This window comes from Hymenobacter negativus, from assembly GCF_016056375.1.
GTDB lineage: Bacteria > Bacteroidota > Bacteroidia > Cytophagales > Hymenobacteraceae > Hymenobacter > Hymenobacter negativus_A.
In genome coordinates, this window is record NZ_JAEDAE010000001.1 from 355274 (window position 1) to 369702 (window position 14429).

11 protein-coding genes are annotated in these 14429 nt (G+C 51.4%); 5 read left to right on the forward strand and 6 right to left on the reverse strand.

The window, feature by feature from the left end; all coding sequences use genetic code 11:
• Positions 1 to 23: 23 nt before the first annotated feature.
• Together I7X13_RS01565 and I7X13_RS01570 are read right to left on the reverse strand one after the other, a co-directional pair.
• The gene (locus I7X13_RS01565; protein ID WP_317191510.1) at positions 24 to 3542 is read right to left on the reverse strand and encodes an FG-GAP-like repeat-containing protein; all 3519 of its coding nucleotides are present in this window, start codon (positions 3540 to 3542) and stop codon (positions 24 to 26) included.
• The gene (locus I7X13_RS01570) at positions 3490 to 4794 is read right to left on the reverse strand and encodes a glycosyltransferase family 4 protein (RefSeq protein WP_317191511.1); all 1305 of its coding nucleotides are present in this window, start codon (positions 4792 to 4794) and stop codon (positions 3490 to 3492) included. The genes I7X13_RS01565 and I7X13_RS01570 overlap by 53 nt, the downstream gene beginning before the upstream one ends.
• A 158-nt stretch (positions 4795 to 4952) precedes the next feature.
• Here I7X13_RS01570 and ffh point away from each other — a divergent pair, with 158 nt between their 5' ends.
• Positions 4953 to 6317: a signal recognition particle protein gene (gene ffh / locus I7X13_RS01575; protein ID WP_198070418.1), complete on the forward strand. Its 1365-nt coding sequence runs from the start codon at positions 4953 to 4955 to the stop codon at positions 6315 to 6317.
• Positions 6318 to 6763: 446 nt separating this feature from the next.
• Here ffh and I7X13_RS01580 read toward each other — a convergent pair whose 3' ends face one another.
• Positions 6764 to 7096, reverse strand: a complete 333-nt coding sequence (locus tag I7X13_RS01580) for a hypothetical protein (protein ID WP_198074102.1) — start codon at positions 7094 to 7096, stop codon at positions 6764 to 6766.
• Between the two features lie 172 nt (positions 7097 to 7268).
• On the opposite strand from I7X13_RS01580, the gene I7X13_RS01585 reads away from it, so the two are divergent.
• From I7X13_RS01585 to I7X13_RS01595, 3 genes are all read left to right on the forward strand, one after another.
• A complete protein-coding gene (locus I7X13_RS01585) occupies positions 7269 to 7931 on the forward strand; it encodes a recombinase family protein (protein WP_198074103.1) in 663 nt (220 codons plus the stop codon).
• Positions 7932 to 8334: 403 nt separating this feature from the next.
• Entirely contained in the window at positions 8335 to 9120 is a 786-nt protein-coding gene (locus I7X13_RS01590) for a hypothetical protein (RefSeq protein ID WP_198074104.1), read from the forward strand.
• A gap of 30 nt (positions 9121 to 9150) precedes the next feature.
• Positions 9151 to 9669, forward strand: a complete 519-nt coding sequence (locus tag I7X13_RS01595) for a hypothetical protein (RefSeq protein ID WP_198074105.1) — start codon at positions 9151 to 9153, stop codon at positions 9667 to 9669.
• Between the two features lie 91 nt (positions 9670 to 9760).
• Here the strand turns inward: I7X13_RS01595 and I7X13_RS01600 are convergent, their stop codons facing one another.
• The 3 genes from I7X13_RS01600 to I7X13_RS01610 form a co-directional block, all read right to left on the reverse strand.
• On the reverse strand, positions 9761 to 10102 hold the full coding sequence (locus tag I7X13_RS01600) for a hypothetical protein (protein ID WP_198074106.1): 342 nt from the start codon (positions 10100 to 10102) through the stop codon (positions 9761 to 9763).
• Between the two features lie 21 nt (positions 10103 to 10123).
• Positions 10124 to 11623, reverse strand: coding sequence for a hypothetical protein (locus tag I7X13_RS01605; RefSeq protein WP_198074107.1), 1500 nt, complete (start codon positions 11621 to 11623; stop codon positions 10124 to 10126).
• Between the two features lie 366 nt (positions 11624 to 11989).
• Entirely contained in the window at positions 11990 to 13414 is a 1425-nt protein-coding gene (locus I7X13_RS01610) for a site-specific integrase (RefSeq protein WP_198074108.1), read from the reverse strand.
• 278 nt (positions 13415 to 13692) lie between these two features.
• On the opposite strand from I7X13_RS01610, the gene I7X13_RS01615 reads away from it, so the two are divergent.
• Positions 13693 to 14418, forward strand: coding sequence for a cytochrome b/b6 domain-containing protein (locus tag I7X13_RS01615; RefSeq protein ID WP_198074109.1), 726 nt, complete (start codon positions 13693 to 13695; stop codon positions 14416 to 14418).
• The last annotated feature ends 11 nt before the right edge of the window (positions 14419 to 14429 follow it).

Below are 14429 nucleotides of genomic sequence, written 5' to 3' on the forward strand. Positions count from 1 at the left end.
TTTTTATTCAAAATAAGAGTGATTTACTCAACTACTAACCGCTTGGCGATGGATGCCGTGCCCAACTGAATACGCAGCGTGTACACACCTTTGGCCAGGTCGGCTACGTCAACAGTCGTGGCCGCGCCGCTGGCGGAAAGATGAATATTGCCCCGAACCTGCTGGCCCAAGCTATTGAAAAGGGTGGCTTTTGCTGGGGTGTCGGCAGTCATTTTGGGAACCAGCACCGAAAAAGTGGCGTGGGCCGGGTTGGGGTATAGCACCACATCGGCTGCAGCTAGCGCCGCGCTGGTTGCCAGCGGACCGGCCGCTGGGCCAAACCGAAGCTCAAAGCGCCTGGTTTGTGCTTGAACTGCTTGCTGAGCAGTTACCGCGAACGAGTAGCTGGCCTGCTGGCGCAGGTTGATTTGCTGGTTGGTCTGGGCATCAATCAGGTAAGCATCCAGGCCGGTGGGAAGGTTGAGCAACTGCTCGGCGCGCAGCGTGTAGCTACCTGCGGCGGGCACGCCAATGCTCAGCGGCACAACCGTGGCCGGTGTGAATTGAGGCAGGCCCGCGATGGCCTGGGCCGGGCCGCCCACAGCCAGCGCGGCCAGGTTCAGCCCGCTGGAATTGAGCAGCTTCACGGCATCGTATTGGGAATCGAGCCCGGAAGTTGCCCCGGTCTCAGCGTACACAAACAGCGCATCGGCCGGGCCGGTGGTGCCTTGTAGCGCAAGCTGTACCAGCGGGCGGGTTTCGGCAGTGCCTCGGCGCACGGGCACTTGCGTGGCGTAACTGGTCACGCGCTGGGCATTGCGAAACGTGAGACTGCCCCCCGACTGGCCCTCGCTCACCCGCACAAAAAAGCCCTGGCTACTGCCAATAAGCGGGCTACCCCCGACGCCGTTGGCATAGGTGCGATAATTCCCCTGGAATTGGCTGCTGCTCTCGAACACATACATGGCCGCATCGAGGTTGGGGCGGTCAGTACCGCTTACCAGGCTCCAGTCGAGCGGTGCGGGGTAGGGGTTTCCTACGAAGGCCCAGCCGGCATCGGCGGCGGTTGCGCCCGTGTTGCGGGCCAGCGGCAAGGTCAGGTCACCGGTGTTGAGGGTGCCATTGAAATCAACGGTTTCTGACGCCATGATGTTCACGGTGTAGCCGCGGCCCGGCGTCAGTGCATCGGCAGTACCCGCCGGCGAAAACCAGCCCTTATCAAAGGCGCTAGAGGAGTTGGTCGTAGTGGCCAGGCGGCTCTGGTCATAGCCGTACACCGTGGGGAAGGGCTTGACCGAACCCGGCGTGGGCGAGGTGTTGTAAACGGGATTCAGCACCGGCGCGAAACCGGACGTTGCCAAATCGGCTACCGTAGTGGCTGCCACCGGGGAACTGTAGTGCCGGTAGCCCAAGCCATTATTCACGCTGCGGTCGAGGTAGCGCTGCACCAGAGCAGTATTGCCCTGCACAATGCCCGTACTGCTATTTACCGCCAAAGCCGTGCCGGTGGCCCCCGAGGGCAAAGTCAGGCTCTTGCCGTTCAGCACGAGGTTGCCAGCACCGGCTACCGTGAGCACCTGCATCACCGTTTCGGCTGCATTCAAGGTCACGGTATTGGCATTGGTCGTGGTCAGGTTGCGAACCTGATTAGGTAATGCCCCACCCGTTACCTGCGCCACGGTACCGTTATAGGTATAGCTGGCATCGTTGCTGAAGCTGCGGCTGCCGCTCAACTGCACCGAGCCAACGTTGCCCGTTGCTTCAATCCCCGCCGCATCGCAGATGCCCAGGGTACCGCCGGCGGCCAGCACAAAGTTGCCCGTACCCGTGAGTGGCTGGCAGTTGGTCAGCAGCGTGCCACCATCCTGCACTGTGAGGGTGCCCACCACCGTGAGGCCGCCGGTGAGGGTGGCCGTGCCCGCGCCGCCCGTAGCCGGGCCGGTGATGGTTACGTTGCCGTAAGTACCGTTCACGTTCTGGGGCGTGCTCACCACCAAATCAGGCAGGGCGGAAAGTTGATTGAGCCGGACGCTGATGGTAGCACTGGCAAAGTTGGCCGCCAGGAAGTCCAAATCACCGTCGTTGTCAATATCAGCCGCCGCCACGCCGTTGGGGTTAGTGCCCACCGAAACGGTACTGCTGCTACCAAAACTGCCGGCCCCGTTGTTCAGGCGCACGGTTACATTGTTCGAATTAAAGTTAACCACGACCATGTCCAGGTCGGCATCCCCGTCAAGGTCGGCGGCTGCGATGCTGGTTGGGCCGGTACCAGTCGAATATTCGGTCCCGCCCCCAAAGCTGCCACTGCCGTTGTTGAAGCGCACGCTGGCGTTGTTGCTTCCAAAGTTGGCACTCATCAAATCCAGGTCGTTATCTCCGTCAAGGTCTCCAAGCGCCACCCAGCGCGGCCGGCTGTCTAGTATTGGGTCCGACCCACCGCTGAATGTTCCATTGCCGTTGTTCAATCGGATGCTGACCGTAGTGCTGGCTGTACCCCAGTTGGCTGTTAGCAGGTCCAGGTCGCCGTCGCCATCCACATCACCGGTTTGAATATTGAAGGGCAGCGTACCAACGCTGACGGTGGAGCCGCCGCTGAAATTGCCCACGCCGTCGTTCATTCGCACCATCACGTTGTCGCTGGCTCCGTTGGCCACCAGAAAATCGAGGTCGCCGTCTCCATCCAGGTCTGCCGTGGTCACACTCTGGGGCTGGCTGCCTACCGTATAGTCGGTGCTACCACTAAAAGTGCCGCTCCCGTTGTTGAAGCGCACACTCACGGAATTAGCGTTGTAGTTGGCCGTCAGCAGGTCAAGGTCACCGTCGCTGTCAATATCAGCAGTCGTCACGCTGCGCGGCTGGCTGCCTACGCTGGGGTTCGACCCACCGCCAAAGCTCCCACTGCCATTGTTGAGCCGGACGCTAACTGAAGAGCCGCTGAAAGTGGGCGATAGCAAGTCTAGGTCGCCGTCGTTGTCCACGTCGGCCACGGTCACATTATAAGGGCTAATACCTACACTCGGGTCTGAGCCACCGCTGAAGGTGCCATAGCCGCCGGTTGCCGCCGCCGTAAACTGAAAAAGGCGCGGCGTTGCCAGCGCCCCGGCGCTGCTGCGAGCGGCGGTAGTCACGCCTACGCGCACAGTTTCGCCCGGCCGGAAATCGTAAGTCGGGGCAAATGTCAACTGGTCGTTATTGAGAGTGGTGGTGCCGCTGGAGTTCGTGCGCAAACCACCGCGCTGGCTGCTAAAAACCCGTAAGGCAGCCTCTGAACCCGCCACAAGCGGCTGGCTGAATCGAACAGTGACCGGCGAGGTACGCACCGCCGCCTTCTGATTGGCCGCCGGTGAAACTGCTGTAATAGAAGGCTGTGCTGCCGCCGATAGCATCAGCAAACCCGGTAATAGCGTTATTCCCGCAAGTTTGATGTGGTAGAAACGTATGGTCATAAAAAAGGAAAGGTGAATAAAAATGAAATCAAAGTAAGTGGCTGACAGCTCAATTCCTGCTTGGCTACACAAGTGCCGCCAACTTGCCCGCCAGCGCCCGGCGCGAGTAGCGCGCATGACTTGCCACCGGCAAATCAAGGTTTGGATTAACGCGCCACTGTGCCACCAGCGCTTCCAGTGTTTCGCGCATTAGGGCGAGGTCTTCGTAAGGCAGGGCCTGGCCCGCGCCGCATTCCCGAAGCAGGTTGTCGGCATCGGAGCCGGCCGGACCTACGCAGAGAATGGGCTTGCTGGCCGCCAGATACTCAAACACTTTGCCGGGCAGGATGCCAAAATTGCGCGGTACATCCGGAATAGCCATGAGCAGAGCCGAGGCGCCCAGCAGGTATTCCACCGACTTATCATGCGGCACGAAAGGAATAAACTCTGTAAGCGGCAACAGGCCGGCCTGCTCAATCTGTCCGCGCAATTGAGCCGACACCTGGCCCACAAAGCGCAGCCGCAGCGGCACGTCGGGGTGGGCAACGGCGCAAGCAGCCACGGCTTCTAGCAGGCGGCTGATGTGGTAGAGCTCGGTGATGGTGCCGGTGTGCGTGATGCGCAGGCAGTCGGTGGGCGGCTGCGAAGGCTGGCGGAAATCCGACTCGTCGTAGCCGTTGGGCAACACGTGGAATTTGGCGGCTGGCAGCTCCGGCAGCTTGGCTGAAAACAAGCGCTTGGTTTCGGGCGAGGTCACTAGCACGGCATCGGCCTGGGTCAGCACCTGCCGCTCGTAGCGCGCATCGAGCCAGGAAGCCAGGGGCGTGTGGTGCAGGTCTTTGTAGTAGTAAATGTCCGTCCAGGGGTCGCGCATGTCGGCCAGCCAGCGCAGGCCGTGGCGGTGCTTCAGTGCCAGGCCGATGAGTTGGGTAGAGTGGGGCGGCGACGACGTGAGCACGGCATCAAACTGTTCGCCGGCGGCCAATAATTTCTCCACTGCCGCCAGGGCGTGACGGTTCCAGCCCCGGCGCGGGTCCGGGATGAACAGGTTGCCGCGCACGAAGCGCAACGCCTTTTGCATCAGCCCCGGCTTGCCTTCGTTGGCGAAGCCGCCGTAGGGCACGGCGCGGCCCGTCAGCTTCTTGTAGCTCTCAAACGGTTCAGATGTTTTGGTGCGGATAACGCGCACGGCTGGCGGCACTTCGGCCAGTAGGCTTTCGTCGAGCACAGGGTAAGTGGCCTGGTCCACGGCCACGGTTATCACGGTGGGCTCCACGTTAAAATGGCCCAGGTGCTTCACAAACTTGAGGCAGCGCTGCACGCCGGCCCCGCCCGATGGCGGCCAATAGTAGGTGATAACGAGCAGGCGCAGAGGGCGGGATGATGACACGGCAACCGGAAACAGAAAGCGGGCCGCGAAGGTACGCCCGCTGCCGGTTTTCGGCCTTTTGTGGTTACTTTTGGGGTTCCGTTGCAGCCTGATTTCGAGGGGCCGCCCCGCACCAAATCAGCTTCATCCGTTACAATCAGCGCTAAATCAGCGATTCAATGTTCGATAATCTCTCCACCAAGCTCGACCGGGCCATTAAAACCCTCAAGGGCCAGGGCAGCATCTCCGAAATCAACGTCGCGGCCACCATCAAGGAAATCCGCCGCGCGCTGGTCGACGCCGACGTTAACTACAAGGTTGCCAAAGAAGTAACCGACAAAATTAAAGATTCAGCCATGGGCCGCGACGTGCTCACGGCGGTGTCGCCGGGCCAGCTCATGGTCAAAATCGTTTATGATGAGCTCACCGAGCTCATGGGCGGCGAGAAAAAGGATATTACCATCAAGGGCGACCCGGCCGTGATTCTGCTTTCAGGCCTGCAGGGCTCGGGCAAAACTACCTTCGCCGGCAAGCTGGCCAGCTACGTTAAAAAGCAGGGCCGCAATACCCTGCTGGTGGCCTGCGACGTGTACCGCCCGGCCGCCATCGACCAGCTAAAGGTGCTCGGCGAGCAGATTGGCGTGGAAGTGTACTCGGAAGTCGAGAACAAGAACCCCGTCGAAATCTCACGCAACGCCATCGACTACGCCCGCAAAAACGGCAAAAAAGTCGTCATCATCGACACCGCCGGCCGCCTGGCCGTGGACGAGCAGATGATGCGCGAGATTGAGGCCGTGAAGTCGGCCATCAACCCCAGCGAAACGCTGTTTGTGGTGGACTCGATGACCGGCCAGGACGCCGTGAACACCGCCAAAACCTTCAACGACCGCCTGAATTTCGACGGCGTGGTGCTTACTAAGCTCGACGGCGACTCGCGCGGCGGCGCGGCCCTTAGCATCCGGGCCGTGGTCACCAAGCCCATCAAGTTCATCTCGACGGGCGAGAAGATGGACGCGCTCGACCTGTTCTACCCCGACCGCATGGCCCAGCGCATCCTGGGCATGGGCGACGTGATTTCGCTGGTGGAACGTGCTCAGCAGCAGTTTGATGAGGATGAGGCCAAGCGCATCAACGCCAAGATTCGCAAGAATCAGTTCAACTTCGACGACTTCCTCTCGCAGCTGGAGCAAATCAAGAAGATGGGCAATATCAAGGACCTGATGGGCATGATTCCGGGCATGAGCAAGGCCATGAAGGACGTGGAAATCGACGACGACGCCTTCAAGCCCGTCGAGGCCATCATCAAGAGCATGACCAAGCAGGAGCGCGCCAATCCCGACCTCATCAACGGCTCGCGCAAAAAACGTCTGGCCAAAGGCTCCGGCACTGATATTCAGCAGGTAAACGCGCTGATGAAGCAGTTTGAGGATATGCGCAAAATGATGCGCACCATGAACAAGCTCAGCCAGACCAAGGGCGGCATGGCTCAGATGGCCAAGATGATGGGCGGTATGAAAGGCGGCCCCGGCGGCATGATGCGCTAAGTGCTTCGCACCTCCGCTGAAGAAAAGGCCCAGGCATTGCGTCTGGGCCTTTTTTGTGGCTTCAAATAGCTAATGGATAAGCAATTTCAATAAAATTCTGGAGCGTGGGAATTTTTTGGTGCAATTCTTGTTAGCCTCCTCGTGAAAGAATAGTTTTTTAAGGTGTTTTGGTATGGATAGGCGGCGGGGTTTCCCTACCGCCTATTTTTTATGCCTCAAAATCAACGGATTAAGTGCGGGATTGGCTGCTATTTCACAACATTTGTCCACAAAAAACGGCATTTCGTGGACAATTCTTGTCCACGAATGGACAAGAATTGAACAGAGGCCGAAGTATTGGTTTATAGTACTTTACAGCAAAATCCTTGCCGTAGTGGGTGTTTAAGGAACCATGGACCAAGGAGAATAACATGTCACTGGATAAGCCCAATCAAACGGCCAACGTATTATTTGAGGCTGTCAGCCATAGACTTAACAAAGTCAACTATTGAGGCTTGGCTCTTGGCTATAACGATGTTAACAGCAACAGTATCGGAGTCAACGAAGAGAAAGGTACGCTTCTCTACCAAGCCTGTAGTGGGCTCCATGCCACTCGTGCTGGTGCCGTCCACCTGCACCACGGTTTGGCGTAAGATGACGACTTCGTCACCAACATTAGGAAGAAGACCTCCGTCACTGTATGTGACCTCCAACTTCTGCCCTTTCGAGTCCATCAAGTAGACTTGTTTTGCTGGTTCAGAGTTGTTTTCGTGGTAGTGAAAATTGATAATAAACTTCATTCGTTTTGGGGTTTGGTTTAGGCGCAAAGCTACGAATCCCCATAGATGCGCAACAGTGTAGCCAACCTCCAATTTGACAGCTAATCGAAATTGGCAAATCTTAAACGTCCGTTTGTGAAATGCCACAATATTTCATATCTTTGGGCATAGCTTCACCGACAGCCCCGAACCCATGAAATTTGTAACGTACCTGCGGGTAAGTACCCAACGCCAAGGGGCATCAGGTTTGGGGTTGGAAGCGCAAAGGAGCATGGTTGCTGGCTTCATCAAAGATGCAGATAGCGTACAATCTGAATATGTCGAGATTGAGAGTGGAAAAAAGAACAACCGCCCGAAACTGGCAGCAGCAATTGAAGAGTCCAAACGGACAGGGGCAAGGCTTGTTATAGCCAAGTTAGATAGGCTTGCCCGCAACGTTGTTTTCATTGCAACCCTCATGGAAACGGGTGTTGACTTCGTGGCAGTAGACAACCCAACCGCAACCCCTTTCACCTTGCACATATTCGCGGCTCTTGCGGAGCAAGAAGCTGCTATGATAAGCCAACGCACCAAGGCAGCACTTGCAGCGAAGAAAGTAAGAGGCGAATCGATGGGAACCCCTGCTAACCTAACGGCGGCTGCGAGGGCAGCAGGTACGGCAGCAATTCAAACCAACGCAGCTAACGATAAAGCCAACCTACAAGCTCGCCAACTTATCGACCTGTTATCAGCTCAAAACTTGACATTGGCAGCAATGGCTGAAAGGCTGAACCATACTGGATATCGTACCCGGCGCGGCTGTTTATTCACTGCTAAGTCTGTGTTGCGTCTGAAGTCTCCAAAAGCTACGGCATGATAAGCAAAGGCGGGCTTATCTGGTAAGTGCTCTGCTGCCACTCCCCCGGCGGCTCCTCTCGTTACCCCCTCCTCCTCTTCCCCCCCAGAGGGGGAGTCTGGCTCTGAAACAGTATCCTGCAATTTCTGCCAGTTTTAGAAGTTGGAGTGGAAATGTGGTGGGTCCGTACATAAAATTTTTGCCAAAAAAATGGGCTGGTACTTCAGAAATATAGTTTTTATTGTATTTTACTGCCGTTTCAGTTGACTTTTTACTATGTACCAAAACAGTTTTAATATGCCCTAAATGCGGCTTATTGGTGCAAAACTGTACTATAACGAGAAGTATTTCAACATAAATGGGTCTGTACTGATGTGACCAACGGCTATTTTAGATTAATCTTTATAGATTTGGTCCCCCGTTTATGGAAGAAACCCCAGCTCACCAAGACTTTAGTTTTCGACTGCACGGCAACGGTGTTTCTCCAGAAACATTTAGAGCGCGTGAGGTTGGTAAGCTTATAACCCAACTTGAACATGCATTCCAATACTATTTGGAGGCAAAAGATGGCGCAACCAGCAAAGATTTTTCCCTGAGCTTAGTATCCGTAAAAGATGCAAGTCTCGGCCTTGGCTTTATATCCCATAAGACGAAATCATTTTTGGCGGCTTTTCTCGCCATTACCGGCTCAATCAATTCCGGCGATTATTCTATCATTCCAACCCGAACCATACGCGAGTTTCAAGAAATTCAGAAACTAGTCAGGGCGAAGAATTGCGTCGCGGATTTCTTGTACCAAGATGAGCCATTTGCCTCTATTAGACCGGATACAGATATTTCCCCATCTTCGACTCGTATAATCGGAGAAACAGTTCTGTATGGAGAGATAAAGCGCGTAGGTGGCAAGTCCCCAACGGCTAGGGTTGAGCTTGATAATGGTAGCATTATTACATGCAATGTCATTTCGCAAGCTTTGGCTAAGCAGCTTGGAGCTAAGTTATATAGCAATGTCGCATTAAAAGGCATGGCTAGCTGGTCAACGTATGATAACGAATTGCTGGATTTTACCATCGAGAGTTTGATTCATTACGCTCCACCGGCAACTAACAAAGAAGCATTTGCGGGATTGAGTGCATTGTTAGGGCATCATTGGGATGCCGTGGACAACATAGAAGCCGCTCTTTTAAATAACGACACACCCCTAGAATAAGCGCCGATGGCACTGGTTTGCATTGATTCGATGATAGCCATTTGGGCCATCAAAAAAACGGCTACTGCTGGCCAAGAAGACCGCATTGCTTTAAGCGTAGCGTTGTTAAATGATTTAGACCGGTCCAAGAAGAAAGTAATAATGCCATGCCCAATTATTACTGAATTGCTTGCGTTGGTCAGCGACGCAAAAGAGCGGGCAGACCACTTAAGCTATTGTAACATAAATTTCAGGACACCGGCCTTAGATGCAAACACAGCGGCAGTAAGTGCAAAAATCTGGAACGACAATAAAGACCGTTGGAAGGATATCTATTCTGAGCATTCTCCCAATTTTCGTAATCGTTTTAAATTTGACCTAATGATATTGGGTGTAGCTGTAGCAAATAAGGTCGAGTGCTTTTACACAGGGGACAAGGCTCTGAAAAATATGGCGGCTCAATACCTTGATGCGGTCTATATTTTTGACCCCATTATACCCAAGGCCGGTATGCAAGCTCCGCTTTTTAATTCAGCAGGACTGCCAGCTTGGACTAATACAGCTCAATGAATTTGAGAAGGCCCGCAACTAGCGGGCCTTCTCTTTTACCGATGGGCTGGGCATTAGCATGTCATGCCTTGTGAGAAATTACGGCATAATTTCACAACTGCAATGTCGATGCCCAGTCACTGAAATCTTCAAAACATAGTCTTGCATTTTGATTGAAAGGAGTTTGCTTGATGACTTCTGCCCAATTTTCCACTTTAAAGGAGAGCTTGTTAAAGTGCCTTGGGCCTTGTTGTATGCAAAGTATTGATAATTGCGATATTATACCTGCCTCGCTCAGATGCCATCTGTAAGTTTGCGTTTCTTGATGAACAATATTGATAGTGAAAGTATCGCATTCATCACCAGCGTTGTATTCAAGTATTAAATTATCGTTGTATGGCTCATGGGCAACAACTTTATTGATATAGTCAATTATTGTTTTTAGATTTTTCATTTTATATAAAGTAATTATTCGTTATTTATGTCGCGCCGGTTTTAGTTTAAGCTTGAGATTAAGATTGGATAGTTCAGTTTGTATGATTTCACGGGCTTGGGCTTCATCTTGTTCACGTAGAAAAATGGCATCATGTATTGTCACCACCTTTTCTATTCCCGCGTTAACCAACGCTTTAACCAAGACCGTAAAAATTAGGCTACTTTCAACCCTCTGCGCTAAAAGACAATTATTTGCGTATTGCTTTGCGCATAGGTGCGGCCAATTCAGCGTCTTGAGTTGAGTGAATAACCGATGTACTGAGGGGAATAGGGATTTGAATACTTCGAAGCTTCTGACACTATGAAGTTGCTTTTGGTACTTTTCAATATCAGTCTCCACGCCATAAGCCAGTGAAGAATTAAGCTTGTGCTGCACCTCATGAATATTGAGGCTGTCCAAATACTCATAGTCGCTGTATGCGGCAGTATAGAAGACAGTTTTGGCATCTTTTCGGCTCAATGGCATCATCAGCTTCTCACCATACATCCTGTTGAAGCGGTCACTGATGGTTTCGTATATCGTACCATCAAAACACAACTGCTGAAAGAATTGGTAGTCTTCGCAATTGGCCACCGCTTCGAAGTATGGTATAGCTTCATCGCACTCAGGCGCAAAACGCATAATTAGATTTGCACTCAACGAGGCAAATATTGCAGGCTGAGAATTAACGATGTCAAGCTCAACAATAGGCGAATCCAAATCATCACGAAATCGATAAAACTCACGTATTGACTTTGGGCTATATACCACTTGTGAGAATACGCGATTTCCAAAGAAATCTACAACCGTTTCATTAAAAGGGGAATGATTGAAGATGTCAATGAAATCTTCTGCTGTCAGTCTAACGCTATTTTCTGCCCACAGTGCTTCGATTGCTGCCCTTGATAGAACTGAGTCCAAAATGACCACAGTACGCATCATAGAGCGCACGTATTCACGGTATTTTTCGGTTATGCCTTTCGTGCGGTGATTCACCGCATTTAATTTCTGGGTACCACGTTTGGTAACAGTCTCCTTTTGCCTAATAAATTTTATATCCTTTCCATATAAGTGGTTTGGAATCCTGTATGATTTACTCTGACCTTGGAATGAGCAGTCAGCACTAGGCTTCTGATAGTACCCTTTACTGTAATCGACTGTTCGCCCATCAGCAAGAATGCCACGACCATTACCATGTTCATCGCACTCAAGGCGCTCCAATAAACGGTTTGTGATTAGCCGCTCAACAACCTGCGGATAATCATCACCAATGAAACGCCTGAATATGTCTGAATGTACTGGAATATAAGCGTTACCAAATGTGTTTTCAGTTCTTCCGAATGTCTTTTTGATTATATATGTATTAATGAGTATAATGCCTTTTTTAAGTGCAGGTATGTTTCGAAGGCCGGTTAAAGTTGTATTCAGCTCGTTTAAATTCAGATTGGCAGGATGGAATAAATTGATTTCAACCTTTTGCGAATTACAAGGGCGGGGCATTTCATAATTTATAACTTTAGTATTATTATATTCACCTTGATAGTGACGGTTATTGTTAGCTGATAGGATAGGGGCACAGGAAAATTACCAAAACCTGATTTTCACCCAACGCATGTATCATGATGCGTTTCAGAACCAATCAGTAGGATACATGACCGGTTTCAACCAATAATAGGTGACAGGGTAGCAAAAAAAAAAACATCAAACAGATTTTTTAATGATTCTGCATTTTCGCTCGCGTAATTATCTGACTTTTAGTTTAATGTACCTTTTCGGGCACTTATGGTATATACCGTGGGTGTAGTTGATAACTGTATGATATATATATAGAATAATATGTCATATATGTAATAAAATGCTGTATGGTTAAGCTGGTTGTTTGAAAAGGATTTTGTGGGCTTCCTTTTTAGCAATATCACCTTTGGCTTTGTAATGCTGCTGCACCATCATGGTACTTTTATGCCCCAACCATTCCGCTACTGTCGTTTCGCTTACATCGTTTGTAAAGCACCAGTCTGTAAACGTTTTACGCCCACACTTGGTACTAATAAACTCCCATTTGGGCCGAGAATCGGGAATTGCCTCCGATTTGTTATAGTTCATTTGGGTGTGGATGTGCTGAAGTGAAGGAATTTTCTTGGCTATTTGCTTCAGTGCTTGGTTAAAATGGTTGTTTTTTATGGCCTTAAGCTGATAATTGTTTCTCTCAAGTACTTCAAGCGCACGAGGCATAAGCGGAATATTCACCCATTTGCTGGTTTTCTGTTGGTGCAAGCGCAACTCTTTGTAATGATTGCCTTTGTCATCTTGTGCGTCGAATACATCTGCTTTAGTAACGACACCATCAATATGTCTCAACCCGGTTGAGCATAGTAGAATGAATTGGTCTCTCGCTCTTTCTAATAACTCAGCATCAGCACGAAGCGGATGAGATGCAAATTCTTCCAACTCCTTCGCAGTGAGATAGACATGGTTTTCGTTTGCATTGTCATCAACCATCTTGAATTTTCGAAAAAAAGCAGTTGGTAACCTCAAATCATCAGCAAACCACATGAAAACTGCTTTCGTGTGAATCAAAATATTTCTCACGCTTGAGTTACGGCGCAAGGTTTGCTTTTTAACAGTCAAAATTGGTGTTTCAAGTAACCAGTTTTGGAGCGCGTTCATCGTGGCCAAGTTGATATCTTGGATTTGTAGATATCTGTTGAACCGCTCAATAGTCTGCCTCAAGTAGATATAGCTGTTCTTCGTGGATGGGCGCTTATGCGCCACCGGACTTACACGAATGAATTCATCAATACGGGCTGTAAACAAATCGCGTGGTCTTGTGACTGATTCTTCGCTGTCGATGCTTTGGAAGTAGCCAAGTTTGGCTTCTTGATGAGCCAATTCCTCTCGCAATCCAGCAACCACCTTCTTGAGATTGGGAATGAACTTCTGCTGTGAGTCCGATTCAAGCTTTTGGGCAAGTTCTTGATTCTTGGCCTTAAGGTTTGCCTCTGCCACTAATGCCGCTTCTAGCGCCGCCTTGGTTATCTCATGGCCTTCAATGGCTACTCGTCTGGCCGCTGCTTCAAAGTCGCGTACAAGCGCCTGAATGACCTCATTTTTCTCAACGCAAAGCTTGTCTTTACTGTTGAGCTTTCCTTGACTCTGGTTGAAATGTGCAGGTAAGCATGATACACCAGTGGCACGAGTTAACTCTGCCCCGTTATCAGCTTTAAGCATAACATACACTTTCTGAGCACCATCTTTTCTGTTTGAGCGAAGCTTATAGTAAATCTTGTACATTCCCAATGTGGCCGTTTAGGTTGATATTACAAATTACGGCACAGAAAAAACTTGTCCAAAACTTGTCCACAAATGAATTATAATATTTTATAACACATTGAAAATAAGAATTATAGTTTTTTAAGGTGTTTTGGTATGGAAAGAGGCGCCCCTTTGGGGCGCCTCTTTTTTTTGCCCTTGCTGTAAGGAAACCGCACTGCCTGCGTCAGGCTGAGAAAAGGACGGGTAGTAGCGCCCGGCGTACCTTGCGGTCGTTCCATTGCACCTTTTGTGTTTTTATGAAGCAGCTTGTCGAAAAGCATCCGCTGGCCATTCGTTGGTTCCACTGGGTCAATTTCCCGGTTCTTGCCCTCATGATTTGGAGCGGGATGTGGATATATTGGGCCAACGATGTGTACCGCCTGGGCTGGGGCAAGACCACGCTGGTCAAGTTCTTTCCGCAGTCGTTCTACGAGGCCTTCCACATCGACCACAAGCTGGCGCAGGGCATGAGCTGGCACTTTGTGCTGATGTGGGTGTTTTTCCTGAACGGCCTGCTGTACGTGTTTTACACCTTGCTTTCAGGCGAATGGCGCTACCTGCTGCCCACCCGGCACTCGTTCAAGGAAGCCTTGTTGGTGACACTGCACGATTTGGGCCTGTACAAAAAGCCGCTACCAGTGCGCAAATTCAACGGCGCACAGCAGATTGCCTATACCTCGGTCATTATCATGGGTATGGGGTCGGTGCTCACGGGGCTGGCCATTTACAAGCCTACGCAGTTTGCCTGGCTCACGCAGCTGCTGGGCGGGTATGAGTTTGCCCGCATCATTCATTTCGCACTTACCATCGGGTATGTGCTGTTTTTCATCGTGCACATTGCGCAGGTGGTGCGGGCGGGCTGGAATAATTTTCGCGCCATGGTGGCCGGCTTCGAGGTGGTGGAAGTCGACTCGACCACGCACCAGGTGGTGGCCGGCCCTACTTCGCTGCCCGCCGCCGATGCAACTCTTTCTTCCAACTAATTGCCGCTGTT

Bases quoted from the DNA above. Each gene is read 5' to 3' on its own strand.
- I7X13_RS01565 (WP_317191510.1), bottom strand. From the start codon at position 3,542: ATGCGCGCTACTCGCGCCGGGCGCTGGCGGGCAAGTTGGCGGCACTTG.
- I7X13_RS01590 (WP_198074104.1), top strand. From the start codon at position 8,335: ATGGAAGAAACCCCAGCTCACCAAGACTTTAGTTTTCGACTGCACGGC.
- I7X13_RS01610 (WP_198074108.1), bottom strand. From the start codon at position 13,414: ATGTACAAGATTTACTATAAGCTTCGCTCAAACAGAAAAGATGGTGCT.
- I7X13_RS01600 (WP_198074106.1), bottom strand. From the start codon at position 10,102: ATGAAAAATCTAAAAACAATAATTGACTATATCAATAAAGTTGTTGCC.
- I7X13_RS01585 (WP_198074103.1), top strand. From the start codon at position 7,269: ATGAAATTTGTAACGTACCTGCGGGTAAGTACCCAACGCCAAGGGGCA.
- ffh (WP_198070418.1), top strand. From the start codon at position 4,953: ATGTTCGATAATCTCTCCACCAAGCTCGACCGGGCCATTAAAACCCTC.
- I7X13_RS01595 (WP_198074105.1), top strand. From the start codon at position 9,151: ATGATAGCCATTTGGGCCATCAAAAAAACGGCTACTGCTGGCCAAGAA.
- I7X13_RS01615 (WP_198074109.1), top strand. From the start codon at position 13,693: ATGAAGCAGCTTGTCGAAAAGCATCCGCTGGCCATTCGTTGGTTCCAC.
- I7X13_RS01605 (WP_198074107.1), bottom strand. From the start codon at position 11,623: ATGCCCCGCCCTTGTAATTCGCAAAAGGTTGAAATCAATTTATTCCAT.
- I7X13_RS01580 (WP_198074102.1), bottom strand. From the start codon at position 7,096: ATGAAGTTTATTATCAATTTTCACTACCACGAAAACAACTCTGAACCA.